Origin of the sequence: Novilysobacter selenitireducens (genome assembly GCF_020026895.1) — a bacterium.
GTDB lineage: Bacteria > Pseudomonadota > Gammaproteobacteria > Xanthomonadales > Xanthomonadaceae > Lysobacter_C > Lysobacter_C selenitireducens.
Genome location: NZ_JAINZW010000005.1, coordinates 181,815 through 197,672, shown reverse-complemented (window position 1 = coordinate 197,672; position 15,858 = coordinate 181,815). Strand labels below are relative to the sequence as shown.

The following is a 15,858-nucleotide window of genomic DNA, read 5'->3' as shown; positions in this document are numbered from 1 at the left end:
CGCTTTGCTCGCTTCAGGGGTTGGGAATTGCGGTGTGGTAAGCGGCTTGGGCGCCTGTACCAGCCCCCAGCCCCTAGCCTCTAATCCCGCTTCACCAACTACCGGTCTGCTTGAACTCTTCGATGCCCTTCTTGAAGCTGGCCTCGATCTCGTCGTCCCACTTGCCGGTGCTGTTGACCGTGTCCACCAGCGCGCCCTGCGTGTTGGTGAAGTGGGCGTGCAGGCCCTCCTCGAAGGCGCCGATCTTGTTGACCGGCACGTCGTCGAGGTAACCCTCGTTGACGGCGTAGATCGACAGCGCCTGCATGGCGATCGACATCGGCGCGTACTGCTTCTGCTTCATAAGCTCGGTGACGCGCTGGCCGCGCTCAAGCTGCTTGCGGGTCGCCTCGTCCAGGTCGGAGGCGAACTGCGCGAACGCCGCCAGCTCACGGTACTGGGCGAGCGCGATGCGGATACCGCCTGACAGCTTCTTGATGATCTTGGTTTGGGCGGCGCCACCGACGCGCGACACCGAGATGCCGGCGTTCACGGCCGGGCGGATGCCGGCGTTGAACAGGTCGGTTTCCAGGAAGATCTGGCCGTCGGTGATCGAGATCACGTTGGTCGGCACGAACGCGGAAACGTCGCCGGCCTGGGTCTCGATGATCGGCAGCGCGGTCAGCGAACCGGTCTGGCCCTTGACCTCACCGTTGGTGAACTTTTCCACGTACTCCTCGGACACGCGCGCGGCGCGCTCAAGCAGGCGGGAGTGCAGGTAGAACACGTCGCCCGGGTAGGCTTCGCGGCCTGGCGGGCGCTTGAGCAGCAGCGAGATCTGGCGGTACGCCACGGCCTGCTTGGACAGGTCGTCGTACACGATCAGCGCGTCCTGGCCGCGGTCCATGAAGTACTCGCCCATGGTGCAGCCCGAGTAGGCGCTGATGTACTGCATTGCGGCCGACTCGGACGCGGTGGCGGCCACCACGATGGTGTGCGCCATGGCGCCGTTCTCTTCCAGCTTGCGCACGATGTTGGCCACGGTCGAGGCCTTCTGGCCGATCGCGACGTACACGCACTTGATGCCGGTGCCCTTCTGGTTGATCACCGCGTCGATGGCCAGGGCGGTCTTGCCGGTCTGGCGGTCGCCGATGACCAGCTCGCGCTGGCCGCGGCCGATCGGGATCATCGAGTCGACCGACTTGTAGCCGGTCTGCACCGGCTGGTCGACCGACTTGCGCCAGATCACGCCCGGCGCGACGCGCTCGACCGGCGCGGTCAGGTTCGTGTTGATCGGACCCTTGCCGTCGATCGGCTCGCCCAGCGCGTTGACCACGCGGCCCAGCAGCTCGGGGCCGACCGGCACTTCCAGAATGCGGGCGGTGGTCTTGGCGACGTCGCCCTCGCGCAGGTGCTCGTAGTCACCCAGCACCACGGCGCCGACGGAGTCGCGCTCCAGGTTCAGCGCCAGCGCGTAGGTGGCGGTGCCGCCTTCGGACGCCGGCAGCTCGATCATTTCGCCCTGCATCACGTCGGCCAGGCCGTGGATGCGCACGATGCCGTCCGACACCGAGGTGACGGTGCCTTCGTTGCGCGCTTCCGCGGACAGCTTGACCTTCTCGATGCGGGTCTTGATCAGTTCGCTGATTTCGGACGGGTTGAGCTGGGTGGTAGACATTTGGAGATTCCTCGAACGCGTGCGGCCGGGTGCCGTCGCGGTTGGATCAAACTGTTGTAGGAACGAGTAGGGCGGAGCGGGTACCGGAGCCGGGGGACGCCTGCGCGTTTCCCGTTCCTTCGTGTCTCGTTACTGGGTCAGCATCGACTGCAGGCGGGCCAGCTTGCCCTTGAGCGAACCGTCGATCACCACGTCACCGGCATCGATCACCGCGCCGCCGATCAACGAATCGTCGACCGAGGTTTCGATCTCGACCTCGCGGCCGAACCGGCGCTTGAGCGCGGCGCGGATCGATTCCAGCTCCGACGCCGGCAGCGCGCTGGCAGCCGTGACGTGGGCCTTGACCACGCGGTCGGCGTCGGCGCGCAGCTCCTCGTACATGCCGGCGATCTCCGGCAGCAGCGTGAGGCGACGGTTGTCGGCGAGCAGCGCGATGAAGCGGCCGAACGCCTCGTCGGCGCCCTCCGGCGACAACAGCGTGGCCGCATCGGCCTCGCCCAGCTGCGGGTGGCCCAGCAGGCCATGCACCTGCGGGTCGGCCGACACGCGCGCGGCGAACGCCAGCGCGTGGGACCACTCGTTGGCGCGGCCGGCATCGCGCGCCAGCGCGAACGCAGCGCGGGCGTAGGGACGGGCAAGGGTCAGGGGCTGGCTCATGGCGCGGTCAGATCTCGGCCGCGAGTTCGTCCAGCAACGCCTTGTGGGCGTTGGCGTCGATCTCGCGCTTGAGCAGGCGCTCGGCACCCGTTACCGCCAGCGCGGACACCTGGCGACGCAGGTCCTCGCGGGCACGGGTCGCGGACGCTTCAATCTCGGCGACGGCCAGGGCCTTCTGCCGCTCGGCTTCGGCGATGGCCTCGTTCTTGGCCTGGTCGACGATCTGGTTGGCGCGCTGGTGGGCCTGCTCGATGATCTCGTTGGCCTTGCCACGCGCTTCGCGCAGCGTCGCGTCGACCTTTTCCTGCGCCTGGGCGAGCGCCTTCTGGCTGTTGTCGGCCGCGGCCAGGCCTTCGGCGATCTTCTTCTGGCGCTCCTCGATCGCGGCCAGCAGTGGCGGCCAGATCTTGGTGGCGATGATCCAGATCAACGCGGCGAAGGCCAGCGCCTGGGCGAATAGGGTGAGGTTGATGCTCATGCGTAAGGCTCTGCCAGTGCGGAGAGGGGTGTCGGTGCCGGGATCGGCACCGACCCTTCATTGCCGCGACGGCCGGCGCGAACGCCGGTGCCGCGGCATGCAACCGTTGCTTAGCCGGCGACCTGCGCGGCCTGGGCCAGCAGGGCCGAGGCGAGCGGGTTGGCGAAGGCCAGCAGCAGCGCGACGGCGACGGTGATGATGAACGCCGCGTCGATCAGGCCGGCGGTGATGAACATGCGGACCTGCAGGACCGGGATCAGCTCCGGCTGGCGGGCGGCCGACTCAAGGAACTTGCCGGCCATGATGGCCAGGCCGATACCGGCGCCGAGGGCGGCGAGGCCGATCATGATGCCGACGGCCAGAACGGTCGAGGCCTGAACCGAAGCGAGGTGGGCAAGGATTTCCATGGTGGTCTCCGAAACGAGTGCTTAAGGGTTGGAACGCGGATGGATGAAACGAAAACAGGTCGTGCAGCGGGAGCCGCCCATTGCCTTTTGACAGGCTCTAGTGGGCGTCTTCCGAAAGGCTGAGGTAGACGATCGACAGCATCATGAAGATGAAGGCCTGCAGCGGGATCACCAGCAGGTGGAACAGCATCCAGCCCAGGCCGAACAGGCCGCCGGCGAAGGCGCCGATGATGCCCGCGCCACCCAGGACCCAGATCAGCAGGAACACGATTTCGCCGCCGAACATGTTGCCGAACAGTCGCATCGCCAGAGAGATCGGCTTGCTCAGCCACTCGACGATGTTGAGGATCAGGTTGAACGGCATCATCCACTTGCCGAACGGCGCGGTCAGGAATTCCTTGGTGAAGCCGCCCAGGCCCTTGGCGCGCAGCGCGAAGAACAGCATCAGGAAGAACACGCTGATCGACAGGCCGAGCGTCGCGTTGACGTCGGCGGTCGGGACCGGCTTCCAGTAATGCACGCCGACGAGTTCCAGCGGCTTCGCGATGAAGTCCGCCGGGATCATCTTCAGCAGGTTCATCATCAGGATCCAGAAGAACAGGGTGATCGCGATGGGCGTCACCAGCTTGCTGGGTCCGTGGTAGGTGTCCTTGGCCTGGCGGTCGACGAACTCCAGGCAGATCTCGACGAACGCCTGCCACTTGCCCGGCACGCCGGCGGTGGCATTGCGCGTGGCCGTCCAGAACGCGAACACGATCAGCAGGCCCATCAGGACCGCGGTGATCAGGGTGTCCAGGTGCAATGTCCAGAAACTTCCCTCGCCGACCGACATCGTCAGGTTCTGGAGGTGGTGTTGGATGTACCCGGTGGGAGTCAGTTCCGCCTCGCCCGCCATGTGTCCTGAACCCGATTAGATAGTGGAAAGTTGTTGGATCAGCGACGGGCCGCGACCAGCAGCTGCGTCAGCAGCGCGACCACGATGCCCGCCAGCAATGCCAGCGGCGGCAGGCGCCATGCGCCCAGGCCCAGCAGCAGCACTGTGAATACGAGCGCCAGCTTGAGCACCACGCCGGCGAACCAGCGCGCCATCACCGCATTGGCCGGCATCACCCCGCCGCCGACCATCAGTCGAGCCGCGAGTGCACCGCCGACCAGCATTGCCGCTCCTCCGACCGCTGCCGCGACCGCGTGCGAAGCCCCCTGCGACAGCAGCGCCAATGCCAGCAGCGCTGTTGTTCCGGCCTGCCAGGCCGCCGTTCGGCGTGCCAGGCGTCGGCCTGCTTGCAAGGGATCGTACACGCGGGTACCGCGGGAGTCGGGCGAAAGCGCCCCGGTGAGCCGCAAAAGTATAGAGCGCGTGAGCACTGCGGGCAACCGCCACACGTACGGGAAGCCGGCGGGCGCCGGGCAGCGGATGCAATAGCCGCGTCCTATCGCAGCGACTCTGACAATCGATTGGACGGCCCGGGCCTGGCGGCATGAAGATGGAACCCGTTCTCATCCCGACCGGGGCGCGGCCATGGACAAGACGCTGAGCTTTGCGGCGGTGCACTCCACCGTGGCGTTCCTGGTCGGCTACCTCATGACCGGCAGCGTCTGGGTCGGCGGTGCGCTGGCGCTGGTGGAGCCGGCCTGCAACACGGTGGCTTTCCACCTGCACGAGAAAGCGTGGAAGCGGATCGAGCGGCGCCGCGCGACGTCGAACCAGCCGCGAATGGCCGCCTGAGGGGACGCGATCAGGACGGTGCCCTGCGTCGCACAACAAAAATCCGGAAAAACCCCGGAACCTTTCGAGCCGACCCCGGTCAGACCTGTGCGCCCCCCGCCACTCTCTCCTCGTCAATGGCAAAAAGCAGCGGTGGGCGGCCCCCGAAGCCCCGGCCTGATCCGCCGGGGCTTCGCCTTTTCCGGCGTCCGCGAGCGAATCGACCTGTAGGAGCGGCTTCAGCCGCGAACATCGCGCCCCGCAGCCTTTGGGCACCGATCGCGGCTGAAGCCGCTCCTACAACGGCCTGCACCGCCATCGGCACCGTGCGAGGCGGGACCGGCGCTCGCGCTACTTGCGCTTGGGGATATAGAGGTCGGTGATCGTGCCGTCGAACACTTCGGCCGCCATGCCCACCGACTCGCTGAGCGTGGGGTGCGGGTGGATGGTGTGGCCGATGTCGGCCACCTCGCAGCCCATCTCGATGGCCAGCGCGACCTCGGCGATCAGGTCGCCGGCATGCACGCCGACGATGCCGCCGCCGATTACGCGGTGCGTGGCCTCGTCGAACACCAGTTTGGTGAAGCCCTCGGTACGACCGATGCCGATGGCGCGGCCGCTGGCCGCCCACGGGAACTTGCCGACGCCGACCTTCAGGCCCTTCTCCCTGGCTTCGTTTTCGGTGACGCCGACCCAGGCGATCTCCGGGTCGGTGTAGGCCACCGACGGGATCACCCGCGCGACCCATTCCTTCTTCTCGCCGGCGGCGACTTCCGCGGCCAGCTTGCCCTCGTGCGTGGCCTTGTGCGCGAGCATCGGCTGGCCGACCAGGTCGCCGATGGCGAAGATGTGCGGCGCCGTGGTGCGCATCTGCCGGTCGACCGGGACGAACCCGCGGTCCGTGACCTCCACGCCCGCCTTGGCCGCGTCGAGCTTGCCGCCGTTGGGCGCGCGGCCCACCGCCACCAGCACGCGGTCGAACAGCGTGGCCTCCGGCGCGCTGTCGCCCTCGTACGTCACGGCGATACCGGTCTTCTGCGCCTTGGCATCGACCACCTTGGTCTTGAGGTGCACCGCGACGCCCTGCTTCTTCAGGCGGTCGGCGAGCGGCTTGACCAGATCCTTGTCGGCACCCGGCATCAGCTGGTCCATGAACTCCACCACCGTCACCTGGCTGCCCAGCGCGCGGTACACCGTCGCCATTTCCAGGCCGATGATGCCGCCGCCGACGACGAGCAGCTTCTTCGGGACCTCGGCCAGCTCCAGCGCGTCGGTGGAGTCCATGACGCGCGGGTCGTCCCACGGGAACATCGGCAGCTTCACCGCCTGCGAACCGGCGGCGATGATGCACTGCTCGAAGCGCACCAGCGTGCGCTTGCCGTCCGCGCCGGCCACTTCGAGTTCATTGACCGACACGAACGTGCCGGTGCCCACGACGACGCGCACCTTGCGCTGCTTGGCCATGCCGGCCAGGCCCTTGGTCAGCTGGCCGACGACCTTTTCCTTGTACGTGCGCAGCTTGTCGAGCGTGATCTTCGGCTTTCCGAAATCGATGCCGTAGTCGGACGCGTGCGCGGCTTCGTCGACCACGGCGGCCGCATGCAGCAGTGCCTTGGACGGAATGCAGCCGACGTTGAGGCAGACGCCGCCGAGGCTGTCGTAGCGCTCGACCAGCACCGTGTCCAAGCCGAGGTCGGCGGCGCGGAAGGCGGCGGTGTAGCCGCCGGGCCCGGCGCCCAGCACGAGCATGCGGCATTCGATGTCGGCCTTGCGGCCTGTAGCCTCGGCCGGCTTGGGGCCGGACGTCGCCGCTCCGCCTGCGGCCACGGGTGCCGCAGGTGTCTTCGGCGCTGCCTCGCTGCGCGATTGCGCCGGCGTCGATCCGGCGCTCCGGTCGGACGTGGAGCGCTCGGGCTGCGCCGGGGCCGGCTTGGCATCCGCACCCGCTGGAGCCTTCGAGTTGCCCCCGCCCTCGGCTTCCAGCACCGCGATCACGGCACCTTCGGCGACGTTGTCGCCGACCTTCACCTTCAGCGCCTTGACCACGCCGGCCGCGCTCGAGGGCACTTCCATCGTCGCCTTGTCCGATTCCAGCGTGACCAGCCCCTGGTCGACCGCGACGGTGTCGCCCACCGCGACCAGCAACTCGATCACCGGGACGCTGTCGAAATCGCCGATGTCGGGAACCTTGACCTCGATCTCTGCCATGCCTGCCACTCCTCGTCAGTCACGCGCCGTGCCGGGCGCGGCGGGGTCGTTCTCATCGCGCGCGGCCACCTCGGCCTCGCGCTCGATCTCGCGTTGTGCATCTTCCTGGGCGTCGTTGCCCGACAGTTCGGCGCGTTCGCGCTCGCTCAGCGTGGACTCCGCCGCCTCGTCGGCCCTGGCCGACCGCGGCGACGCGGTCGCATCGCCCCCGCGCGAGCCGCGCAGCCAGTCCAGCGCGTCCTCGCCCTGAAGCCCGAACGCGCTGCGCAGGTTCAGGTCGCGCTGCGGGAACGGGATCTCGATTCCATGTTCCTTCAGCGAGGTGTCCAGCTCCCACAGGTAGGCGGCCTTGATCGCGGCATTCCGGCGCGCGGCCTCTTCGGTCAGCCATACGGCGAGGATGAACTCCACCGCGCTGTCGCCGAAGCCCACCAGCCACACCTGCGGCCGGTCATCGCCTTCCATCGCGCGGGTGAAGGGCACGCGCGAGGCGGCTTCCAGCGCGGCCTTCTTCACCCGCTCCTTGTCGACGCCATAGGCGACCGCGAACGGCACGCGCAGGCGCCGGCGGGTTTCGCGGTGCGTCCAGTTCACCACCCGGCCGCTGACGAACTCCGAGTTCGGCACCAGGATGTCGATGTTGTCGTTGGTGGTGATGCGGGTGGCGCGGATGTTGATGTCGCGCACCGTGCCGCGCAGCTCGGCATCGAGCTCGACGAAATCACCGACCTTCAGCGACTTGTCGAACAGCAGGATCAGCCCTGACACGAAATTGTTGAAGATCGCCTGCAGGCCGAAGCCCAGGCCCACGCCGAGTGCGCCGGCGAACACGGTGAACTTGCCCACCGGGATGCCCGCCAGTTCCAGCGCAAGCAGCACGCCGACGGTCAGCAGCACGTAGTGCAGCACGCGTGACACGGTGTACAGCGACGCCGCATTGGCGCCGGTGCGGCCGCCGTAGCGCGCCAGCGCCCGCCGCGCGAGCAAGGACACGAACCAGATCGCCACCAGCGCCAGGACCGCGGCCAGCAGCTCGCCGACGGTCAGGCTGAGCCCCTCGAACGGAATCAGCTCGTAGTCCAGCCAGCCGCGTGCGTGGTCGAGGCCTTCGTCGGCCGTCTCGAGCACGCGGTCGCCCGCCTGCCCGAGCCGTTCGACTGGCGCGGCCGTCGCCATCAATGCGTCAGAGCAGCGCGCGACGCAGGTCGCCCAGCAGCTGGGCTAGGGTCGCGGTGAAGCGCGCCGCGGCCGCGCCATCGATCACGCGGTGGTCGTAGCTCAGCGACAACGGCAGCATGAGCCGCGGCTGGAACGCCTTGCCATCCCACACCGGCTTCATCGCCGACTTCGATACGCCCAGGATCGCGACTTCCGGCGCATTGACGATCGGCGTGAACGACGTGCCGCCGATGCCGCCCAGCGAGCTGATCGAGAAACAGCCGCCGCTCATGTCGGCCGGGCCCAGCTTGCCCTCGCGCGCCTTGGCAGCGAGCTCGCCGGTCTCGCGCGCGATCTGCATGACGCCCTTCTTGTCGCAGTCGCGCACCACAGGCACCACCAGCCCGTTGGGCGTATCGGCGGCAAACCCGATGTGGAAGTACTTCTTGAGCACCAGCGTCTCGCCGCTGGCATCGAGCGAGGCGTTGAAGTCCGGGTACTGCTGCAACGCACTGACCGAGGCTTTCATCAGGAACGCCAGCATGGTCAGCTTGGTGCCGTCCTTGCGCTTCTCGCTCTCCTTGTTGAGCGCGACGCGCAGTGCCTCCAGTTCGGTGATGTCGGCATCATCAAACTGCGTGACGTGCGGGATCATCGCCCAGTTGCGCGCCAGGTTCGCACCCGACAGCTTCTTGATGCGCGACAGCTCGCGCGTCTCGGTCTCGCCGAACTTGCTGAAGTCGACCTTCGGCCACGGCAGCAGGTTCAGGCCACCGCCCGCCGCGGCCGCCATGCCACCGCCGGCCGCCGCCCCGCCCTGCATGGCCTGCTTGACGAAGCCCTGCACGTCCTCGCGGGAAATGCGGCCGCCGCGCTCGCTGCCGGTCACGCGCGACAGATCCACGCCCAGTTCGCGCGCGAACAGGCGCACCGCCGGGCTGGCGTAGGGCACGCGGTCGGGCATCAGTTCGCCGGCGTCGAAGGCGACCGGCGGGGAACGCGGCTCGCTGCGCTGCCCACCGGCGGTTTCGCGCGCGGCGATGCGGTCGGATTCGCGGGGCGTGGAAACCGGTTCGACCTGCGTGCCGGTTTCGGCCGCCGCGGCCTTTTCTTCCGGCTTGGCTGCGGGTGCCCCGTCGCCCTTGGATGCGGCTTCAGCCTTCGCGTCGCCCTTCCCGGCGTCCTCCTGCGCCGCGTCGCCACCGGCCGGCTCGATCATCGCCACCACGGTGCCCTCGCCGATGTCGTCACCGACCTTGACCCGGACCTCGCGCACCACGCCGTCGAACGGCGCGGGCACTTCCATCGTGGCCTTGTCCGATTCCAGCGTGACCAGCCCCTGGTCCTGCTTGACGGTGTCGCCGACGGACACCAGCAGCTCGATCACCGGCACCGCGTCGAAGTCTCCGATATCCGGGACGCGTGCTTCCTTCAACTCAGCCATCGTGGGGCTCCGCCATGCGCGAAACCCGTATTGTGGCCGGTGCGGGATGACTGCGCCAATCGCGCAAGCCGCCGACGTCCACCCGGCCACACCGGCCGACCGCGGGATTCAGTCGCCGTTGCAGGCGAACCCGTGCTGCGCGTTCGCCCGGACAAGCGCTCCATGGCGTCGACCGCGACCCATGCGCCTGCGGATGTTCAGCCACCGGTCGAGTGGCCCGTGTTCGGCGTCCCGCCCCGGCCGCGCCGCGCGGTTGGGCGCTCTCGCGGGGGCCTTTGACGGACCCCTCACGCCGCTCCGGCCGCCCGGCTGCGCATGGCCGCGACGGCCCCGCGGAACCGCTCAACGCAGGTTCATCGCCATCCGGTAGTGGCGCCTCACCCGGTGCGCCGGTGGGCACCGGCCGATGCCGGCATCGCGGACCTGCGCCTGGGCAAAACGCGATTCATTTTCACGGCGATAGCGTGCGTCGCGTCGCCCGCACACCCCATTTCCCCACGCGGTCGGCGCACACATTAGAACGAGGAGTTCTCTCCATGATCCGCATTCGTCATTTGACCCTGGCCCTGTTGGGCACCCTGGCCATCACCCCGGCCGCCTTCGCGCAGGACGCCTCCACCGATACCGCCAGCGGCAAGCGCTTTGCCGTGGTCGGCGGCTATGCCCTGTCCGAGCCCACCCGCAACCCCGAAATCGACGGTGCCCGCACCCAGCTGGACGGCGATGGCGCCGGCACGCTGAGCGCGAGCTACTACATCAACGACAACATCGCGGTCGAAGCCTGGGGCGCGGCCGACAAGTTCAGCCACCGCGTACGCGATGGCGAAGGCCAGAAGCTGGGCAGCGTCGACGCGCAGCCCTACGCAGTGAGTGGCCAGTACCACTTCCGCCAGGCCGACAGCACGGTCCGCCCGTTCGTGGGCCTGGGCTACTACGAGCAGAACTTTGACGGCGAGACCGCCGAGCCGAGCGGCGCACTGGCCGGCCAGCGCATTGGCGTGGAAACCGCCAAGGGCGCGATGGCGACCGCCGGCGTCGACGTCAACATCAACCCGACGTGGTTCGCGCGCGCCGACGTGCGCTACCTGCAGGGCGACTCGGACGTGAAGCTCGACGGCGTCACGGCCGGCGAGGCCGAACTCGACCCGGTCATCCTCGGCGTGGGTGTGGGCGCGCGCTTCTGACGCGCATCGCTCAACCCGCTGCTGCAACACGGACGGGCTCCTTCGGGGGCCCGTTCTTTTTTATCCGCCTCCGGAATGTATCCGCGCGGCGTTGCGACCGTCAGTCCTCGTGCTCGGACACGATGCTGCCGGTGTCGGGGTCCAGCACGACTTCGACCCTGACGCCGGCCCAGCTGATCGCGTCGGCCTTCCACACGCCGTCGTCGAACTCGACGTCGTGGATGCGGCTGTAACCGGCCTCCAGCAGCCGGTCCTCGACATCCTGCGCTTCCAGCCGGGAGACGGTGGTTTCGACATAGACCTTGCCGCTGACCGGGTGGACGCGGACGTCGACCCAGCGGCCGTCGCGGGTGCGGGCGTCCGCCTCCCAGAGGCCGCCGTCGAGTTTCAGGTCGTCCACGCGGGTATAGCCGGCGGCGAGGATGCGGGCTTCGACGTCCCACGGCGGGATGCCGTCACGGGGTTGCGCGGTTGCAGCGCCGCAGGCCAGCGCGGCCGCGGCGGCGAGACAGGAGGTGGCGCGCATGGGCGGTCTCCGGGCGGGAGCCCGATCATGCGCTTCCGGCCCGGTGGCCACGAGGTACGGATTCTGGTGCCGCAACCGGTCAGGGATGCTCGGATTCCACGTGCAGGCGTTCGCGTCGCAGCAGGTACAGGCCACTGGCGACGATGATCGCCGCGCCCAGCCAGGTCACGCTGTCGGGGAGCACGCCCCACAGCGCCACGTCCAGGCCGACGCCCCACACCAGCGCGGTGTATTCGATCGGTGCCACCAGCGACGCTTCGCCGATGCGGAAGGCCTCGGTGATGGCGTACTGGCCGAGCGCGCCCATCACGCCGACACCCGCGATCAGCCAGCCATCGGCCCAGCGCAGGGGCACCCAGCCGGGCCACGCCAGTGCGCCCGCGCCCAGCGCGATCACCACCAGGAACCAGACCATCATCGACTGCACGTTGTCGGTGCGCGCCAGCACTCGCACGCCGATTGCCGACACCGCGTAGGCCGTGGCCGCCGCCAGCACCGCCAGGCCTGCGAGCGTGAACATGCCCTCGCCGGTCGGCCGCAGCACCACCAGCACGCCGACCAGGCCCAGCACAATGGCCGTCCAGCGACGCGGGCCGACGCGCTCGCGCAGGATCGGCACCGACAGCGCCGTGATCAGCAGCGGCGCGACGAAGAAGATCGTGTAGGCGGTCGACAGCGGCAGCGTCTGCAGCGCGTACACGAAGGCGATCATCATCACCACGCCCAGCCCGCCGCGCATCAGCTGCAGCGGCCAGCGCACGCGCACCAGCGTGATCGCCGGCGCGGTCGCCAGCGCCCAAGCCAGGACCAGCGGCAGCGACGCCGCGCCGCGCAACGCGGCCACCTGCAGCGGCGGGTACTGCGCCGTCAGCAGCTTCAGCCCCGCGTCCATCAGCGAAAAGCAGCCCACCGCCAGCGCCATCGCCAGCACGGCGCGGGCATTGAGCGACATGGCGGGTGTCGTCGTCGTTGTCATCGCATCCATCCCCGCCGCAGCCGTTGCCGCAGGCCCCAGGTATAGGCCAGGTAGTGGCCGATCAGCAGCCCGCCGGCCAGCAGCAGCCCGGCCTGCGCGTCCACCCATTGCGTGGTGGCCGCATCCGCCTGCCACAGACGCCAGCCCTGCCACAGCGCCAGCGCGAGTCGCGTTGCTACCAGCACGGTCAGGCCGAGCACCAGCCAGCGGTTGGCGGTGTACATGAAGCCCCGCGGCGTGACCTCGAACCGCGTCAACCGCAAGCCCAGCCAGCCCAGCGCCATGCCACACAGCAGGCCGATGGCCGCCTCCGCCGGTGCCAGCGGGTGCCACAGCCCCAGGACCAGGCCGCCGGCGAGGAACAGCACGGCCGCGCCCGCCAGCAGCCAGGCGTTGCCGCCGACGACCCAGCCCACCGCGCGACGGCGCGCGCGCCCGCGGCGGTACCGGTTGAGCAGCGCCAATGGCAGCAGGCACGCCCACAACGCGACCAGCGCGAGCAACAACAGGGGCAGGAGCAGCAGGGGCATCGGCGCGGTCGTCGGGGCGGGCCGGCAGCTTACCCGTCGGCGTCGCGGCGCAGCGGGGCGCGGCTGGTCCCGTCGCCTTTTTGCGTACGCCTCGATAAGCCCATCCCGCCCGCCGCACCCCGGGGACCCGCATGCCGTGCCAATCCGGTACCGCCGTCCCGCCTGTCGGTCGAGGCGGCAGGGGGCTGATCGTGTCGATCGCGCTGCTCGTGCTGGCGCTGCCCGCGGGCTGCGAGCGTCCCCCGCTGCCCGGGGCGCAAGACCCGCCAGCGGCCGCGCCGCCGGTCACGACCCGCGGCCCGGACGACGCCGCGCTGACGACCGCCGACGTCACCCGGCCCGGCACCGCGCCCGTGGCCGACGCCGCGCCCGAGTCGCAGTGGCGCCAAGCCTTGGCGCAGGGGGCGGACGCCACCCTGACCCTCCCCGCGAACACCGGCTCGGGGGAACTGCCGGCGGAAGCTGCGAAACAGTTGGACGCGCTGGCCCGGCTTCTGGACGCCGAACGCGACTGGCGGCTGACGATCAGTGTCGAGGAGGCACCGGCCGCATCCACGCCTTCGAGTTCGCCGTCGTCGCTGCAACAGGCGCAGGCGTTCCGGTTGGCGCTGCTGTCGCGCGGCGTCGCGGCAGGCCGGGTGCAGGCCGAGCCGGCGTCCCGTCCGCACCCCGCGCCGCCGGCCGGAACGGTGCGCGTGCGGCTGCGCCGGCTGCCCCCCACCGACCGTCCGATACCGGCGCCCCGGCGCTGGAGTTGATCGCGCGCCCGTCGCGGTGACGGCCCTCGCGGCGCCACGGGCTGCCGGCACGCACCGCTCGCGGTAGGCTTCCCGTTTTCCGCGGAGCCCTGCCATGCCCTCCTTCGACATCGTCTCGGAAGTCGACCGCCACGAACTGACCAACGCCGTCGACCAGGCCAACCGCGAGCTGTCCACGCGCTTCGACTTCAAGGGCGTGGACGCGAAGTTCGAACTCGACGACGCGACCATCAAGCAGTCCGCGCCCAGCGACTTCCAGCTCAAGCAGATGGAGGACATCCTGCGCGGGCGCCTGATCGCCCGCGGCATCGACGCGCGCTGCCTTGAGTTCGGAGAGGTCGAAAGCAACCTGGCCGGCGCGCGCCAGTCCATCACCGTCAAGCAGGGCATCGAGCGCGAGCTGGCCAAGAAGATCCAGGGCGCGATCAAGGACGCCAAGCTCAAGGTCGACACGCAGATCAACGGCGACAAGCTGCGCGTCAACGGCAAGAAGCGCGACGACCTGCAGTCGGCCATCGCGCTGCTGAAGGCGGGCGAGTTCGAGCGGCCGCTGCAGTTCGACAACTTCCGTGATTGAGACCAGCCGTGATTGAGAGCAGCCGTGACTGAACGCGACCGGGGCCGCGCCCCGGGACGAATGACGATGCCTCCAGCGCCGCCGCCCGACACCGGTATCGACATCGACCCCATCGCCGCCACGCGGCGCTGGCTGGAGCGCGCGGTGATCGGGCTGAACCTGTGCCCGTTCGCCAAGGCCGTCCACGCCAAGGACCAGGTGCGCTACGTGCTGAGCGCGGCGACCACACCCGAGGCGTTGCTGGAGGAGCTGGCCGCGGAGCTGGCGTGGCTGGCGGAGGTCGACCCCGACGTCGTCGACACCACGCTGATCGTGCATCCGCACGTGCTGGCCGACTTCATGGACTACAACGACTTCCTCGACCAGGCCGACGCCGCAGTCGACGCGCTCGGCCTGGAAGGCGAGATCCAGGTCGCCAGTTTCCACCCCGACTACGTGTTCGCCGGCACCTACCCGGATGACGCCGGCAACTGCACCAACCGTTCGCCCTACCCGACCCTGCACCTGCTGCGCGAGGCCAGCGTGGAACGCGCGGTGGCCGCGTTCCCCGACCCGGACGTGATCGTGGAGCGCAACCTGGCGACGCTGGAGCGGCTGGGGGAAGAGGGGTACCGGCGGTTGCTCCAGGACGACTAGATCCGTCCGCACCACTGTAGGAGCGGCTTCAGCCGCGATCGCGTCGCAAACACCTGCAGGCGCGACCTCAACCGAGAGCGAAATTCCGAAGTACTTGTAGGAGTGACGTAAGTCGCGATTCGCCGCTGGCGGGGGCCTCGCGGTCGCGACTGACGTCGCTCCTACAACGGTTCCGATTTGCCGTCGCAACCGGATCGTTCGGTGAGGGTCCGTTTTCCGATCGCGGCTGAAGCCGCTCCTACAAGGGGCCGGGGACGTCGAACAGCGTTGTCAGGTCGTCCTCGCCCAGGATCCGCCACTCGCCCGTCGGAAGGTCGCCCAACGACAGCCCGCCGATGCGCGGCCGGTGCAATGCTTCGACGTGGTTGCCGACGGCGGCGAACATCCGCCGCACCTGGTGGTAGCGCCCCTCCGTCAACGTCAGGCGCGCGTGCCGCGGCCCCAGCACCTCGAGCGTGGCCGGGGCCAACGGCGTCGTCTCCGACTCCAGCAGCAGCGTGCCACTGGAAAACAGCGTGGCCTCGTCGCCACGCAGGTCCTGCGCCAGCGTTGCCTCGTACACCTTGGGCAAGTGCGATTTCGGCGAGACGATGCGGTGCAGCAGCTGGCCGTCGTCGGTCATCAGCAGCAGGCCGCTGGTGTCGCGGTCCAGCCGCCCGACGGTCGAAATCATCGGCGAGCGCAGGCGGAAGCGCGCGGGCAGCAGGTCGTAGACGATGCGGCCGGCGTCCTTTGTGGAACACGTGTAGCCGACGGGCTTGTGCAGCATCAGCGCCAGTCCCGCGGGCGGGTCCAGCGGCTCGCCGTCGATGCGGATGGCGGCATGGTCGACGCGGTCGTCGGCGTAGAGCACCTCGCCGGCGGCGTCGGTGATGCGGCCCTCGCGGAACATCAGCGCCACCTGCTTGCGGCTGCCGTAGCCGAGGTTGGCGATCAGCTTGACCAGCTTCATGCGCG

18 protein-coding genes are annotated in these 15,858 nt (G+C 69.2%); 5 read left to right on the top strand and 13 right to left on the bottom strand.

Annotated features, from left to right (window positions below):
* Positions 1 to 91: 91 nt before the first annotated feature.
* From atpA to K6753_RS11840, 6 genes are all read right to left on the bottom strand, one after another.
* Positions 92 to 1,657, bottom strand: a complete 1,566-nt coding sequence (gene atpA / locus K6753_RS11865) for a F0F1 ATP synthase subunit alpha (RefSeq protein WP_223676668.1) — start codon at positions 1,655 to 1,657, stop codon at positions 92 to 94.
* 129 nt (positions 1,658 to 1,786) lie between these two features.
* Positions 1,787 to 2,314, bottom strand: a complete 528-nt coding sequence (locus K6753_RS11860; RefSeq protein WP_223676667.1) for a F0F1 ATP synthase subunit delta — start codon at positions 2,312 to 2,314, stop codon at positions 1,787 to 1,789.
* 7 nt (positions 2,315 to 2,321) lie between these two features.
* Entirely contained in the window at positions 2,322 to 2,792 is a 471-nt protein-coding gene (locus tag K6753_RS11855; protein ID WP_223676666.1) for a F0F1 ATP synthase subunit B, read from the bottom strand.
* 110 nt (positions 2,793 to 2,902) lie between these two features.
* Positions 2,903 to 3,199, bottom strand: a complete 297-nt coding sequence (gene atpE / locus K6753_RS11850; RefSeq protein WP_223676665.1) for a F0F1 ATP synthase subunit C — start codon at positions 3,197 to 3,199, stop codon at positions 2,903 to 2,905.
* A 97-nt stretch (positions 3,200 to 3,296) separates the two neighbouring features.
* Positions 3,297 to 4,094 carry a F0F1 ATP synthase subunit A gene (gene atpB / locus K6753_RS11845; protein WP_223676664.1) on the bottom strand — a complete coding sequence of 266 codons (798 nt, stop codon included), beginning with the start codon at positions 4,092 to 4,094 and terminating at the stop codon, positions 3,297 to 3,299.
* A 38-nt stretch (positions 4,095 to 4,132) separates the two neighbouring features.
* Entirely contained in the window at positions 4,133 to 4,486 is a 354-nt protein-coding gene (locus tag K6753_RS11840) for a hypothetical protein (RefSeq protein ID WP_223676663.1), read from the bottom strand.
* A gap of 232 nt (positions 4,487 to 4,718) precedes the next feature.
* Here K6753_RS11840 and K6753_RS11835 point away from each other — a divergent pair, with 232 nt between their 5' ends.
* Entirely contained in the window at positions 4,719 to 4,925 is a 207-nt protein-coding gene (locus tag K6753_RS11835) for a DUF2061 domain-containing protein (protein WP_223676662.1), read from the top strand.
* Positions 4,926 to 5,255: 330 nt separating this feature from the next.
* Here the strand turns inward: K6753_RS11835 and lpdA are convergent, their stop codons facing one another.
* Genes lpdA through K6753_RS11820 form a run of 3 tightly spaced genes read right to left on the bottom strand, consistent with a single transcriptional unit; the run spans position 5,256 to position 9,762 of the window.
* Complete coding sequence (gene lpdA / locus K6753_RS11830; protein WP_223676661.1) at positions 5,256 to 7,112, bottom strand: dihydrolipoyl dehydrogenase; 1,857 nt, start codon at positions 7,110 to 7,112, stop codon at positions 5,256 to 5,258.
* Positions 7,113 to 7,127: 15 nt separating this feature from the next.
* Entirely contained in the window at positions 7,128 to 8,288 is a 1,161-nt protein-coding gene (locus K6753_RS11825; protein ID WP_223676660.1) for a mechanosensitive ion channel family protein, read from the bottom strand.
* 7 nt (positions 8,289 to 8,295) lie between these two features.
* Positions 8,296 to 9,762 carry a dihydrolipoyllysine-residue acetyltransferase gene (locus K6753_RS11820; RefSeq protein WP_425492122.1) on the bottom strand — a complete coding sequence of 489 codons (1,467 nt, stop codon included), beginning with the start codon at positions 9,760 to 9,762 and terminating at the stop codon, positions 8,296 to 8,298.
* A 488-nt stretch (positions 9,763 to 10,250) separates the two neighbouring features.
* Here K6753_RS11820 and K6753_RS11815 point away from each other — a divergent pair, with 488 nt between their 5' ends.
* Entirely contained in the window at positions 10,251 to 10,898 is a 648-nt protein-coding gene (locus K6753_RS11815; RefSeq protein WP_223676658.1) for an OmpW/AlkL family protein, read from the top strand.
* Positions 10,899 to 10,998: 100 nt separating this feature from the next.
* Here K6753_RS11815 and K6753_RS11810 read toward each other — a convergent pair whose 3' ends face one another.
* The 3 genes from K6753_RS11810 to K6753_RS11800 all read right to left on the bottom strand — a co-directional run bounded on the left by K6753_RS11810 (position 10,999) and on the right by K6753_RS11800 (position 12,930).
* Positions 10,999 to 11,424, bottom strand: a complete 426-nt coding sequence (locus K6753_RS11810; RefSeq protein ID WP_223676657.1) for a PepSY domain-containing protein — start codon at positions 11,422 to 11,424, stop codon at positions 10,999 to 11,001.
* A gap of 79 nt (positions 11,425 to 11,503) precedes the next feature.
* Positions 11,504 to 12,400 carry a DMT family transporter gene (locus K6753_RS11805; protein ID WP_425492120.1) on the bottom strand — a complete coding sequence of 299 codons (897 nt, stop codon included), beginning with the start codon at positions 12,398 to 12,400 and terminating at the stop codon, positions 11,504 to 11,506.
* Positions 12,397 to 12,930: a CcdC protein domain-containing protein gene (locus tag K6753_RS11800; RefSeq protein WP_223676655.1), complete on the bottom strand. Its 534-nt coding sequence runs from the start codon at positions 12,928 to 12,930 to the stop codon at positions 12,397 to 12,399. Before K6753_RS11800 ends, K6753_RS11805 begins: the two co-directional genes overlap by 4 nt.
* Before the next feature lie 191 nt (positions 12,931 to 13,121).
* Between K6753_RS11800 and K6753_RS11795 the strand changes: the two genes are divergently transcribed.
* The 3 genes from K6753_RS11795 to K6753_RS11785 all read left to right on the top strand — a co-directional run bounded on the left by K6753_RS11795 (position 13,122) and on the right by K6753_RS11785 (position 14,901).
* Positions 13,122 to 13,688 carry a CpaD family pilus assembly lipoprotein gene (locus K6753_RS11795; RefSeq protein ID WP_223676654.1) on the top strand — a complete coding sequence of 189 codons (567 nt, stop codon included), beginning with the start codon at positions 13,122 to 13,124 and terminating at the stop codon, positions 13,686 to 13,688.
* Between the two features lie 94 nt (positions 13,689 to 13,782).
* Positions 13,783 to 14,265 (top strand): YajQ family cyclic di-GMP-binding protein, encoded by a 483-nt coding sequence (locus K6753_RS11790; protein ID WP_223676653.1) that lies wholly within the window; start codon positions 13,783 to 13,785, stop codon positions 14,263 to 14,265.
* A 60-nt stretch (positions 14,266 to 14,325) separates the two neighbouring features.
* Entirely contained in the window at positions 14,326 to 14,901 is a 576-nt protein-coding gene (locus K6753_RS11785; RefSeq protein WP_425492119.1) for a DUF1415 domain-containing protein, read from the top strand.
* A 238-nt stretch (positions 14,902 to 15,139) separates the two neighbouring features.
* On the opposite strand, the gene K6753_RS11780 is transcribed toward K6753_RS11785, so the two are convergent.
* Positions 15,140 to 15,853 (bottom strand): pseudouridine synthase, encoded by a 714-nt coding sequence (locus tag K6753_RS11780; RefSeq protein WP_223676651.1) that lies wholly within the window; start codon positions 15,851 to 15,853, stop codon positions 15,140 to 15,142.
* Positions 15,854 to 15,858: the final 5 nt, after the last annotated feature.

Bases quoted from the DNA above. Each gene is read 5' to 3' on its own strand.
- atpA (WP_223676668.1), bottom strand. From the start codon at position 1,657: ATGTCTACCACCCAGCTCAACCCGTCCGAAATCAGCGAACTGATCAAG.
- K6753_RS11860 (WP_223676667.1), bottom strand. From the start codon at position 2,314: ATGAGCCAGCCCCTGACCCTTGCCCGTCCCTACGCCCGCGCTGCGTTC.
- K6753_RS11855 (WP_223676666.1), bottom strand. From the start codon at position 2,792: ATGAGCATCAACCTCACCCTATTCGCCCAGGCGCTGGCCTTCGCCGCG.
- atpE (WP_223676665.1), bottom strand. From the start codon at position 3,199: ATGGAAATCCTTGCCCACCTCGCTTCGGTTCAGGCCTCGACCGTTCTG.
- atpB (WP_223676664.1), bottom strand. From the start codon at position 4,094: ATGGCGGGCGAGGCGGAACTGACTCCCACCGGGTACATCCAACACCAC.
- K6753_RS11835 (WP_223676662.1), top strand. From the start codon at position 4,719: ATGGACAAGACGCTGAGCTTTGCGGCGGTGCACTCCACCGTGGCGTTC.
- lpdA (WP_223676661.1), bottom strand. From the start codon at position 7,112: ATGGCAGAGATCGAGGTCAAGGTTCCCGACATCGGCGATTTCGACAGC.
- K6753_RS11825 (WP_223676660.1), bottom strand. From the start codon at position 8,288: ATGGCGACGGCCGCGCCAGTCGAACGGCTCGGGCAGGCGGGCGACCGC.
- K6753_RS11815 (WP_223676658.1), top strand. From the start codon at position 10,251: ATGATCCGCATTCGTCATTTGACCCTGGCCCTGTTGGGCACCCTGGCC.
- K6753_RS11810 (WP_223676657.1), bottom strand. From the start codon at position 11,424: ATGCGCGCCACCTCCTGTCTCGCCGCCGCGGCCGCGCTGGCCTGCGGC.
- K6753_RS11805 (WP_425492120.1), bottom strand. From the start codon at position 12,400: ATGACAACGACGACGACACCCGCCATGTCGCTCAATGCCCGCGCCGTG.
- K6753_RS11800 (WP_223676655.1), bottom strand. From the start codon at position 12,930: ATGCCCCTGCTGCTCCTGCCCCTGTTGTTGCTCGCGCTGGTCGCGTTG.
- K6753_RS11790 (WP_223676653.1), top strand. From the start codon at position 13,783: ATGCCCTCCTTCGACATCGTCTCGGAAGTCGACCGCCACGAACTGACC.
- K6753_RS11785 (WP_425492119.1), top strand. From the start codon at position 14,326: ATGACGATGCCTCCAGCGCCGCCGCCCGACACCGGTATCGACATCGAC.
- K6753_RS11780 (WP_223676651.1), bottom strand. From the start codon at position 15,853: ATGAAGCTGGTCAAGCTGATCGCCAACCTCGGCTACGGCAGCCGCAAG.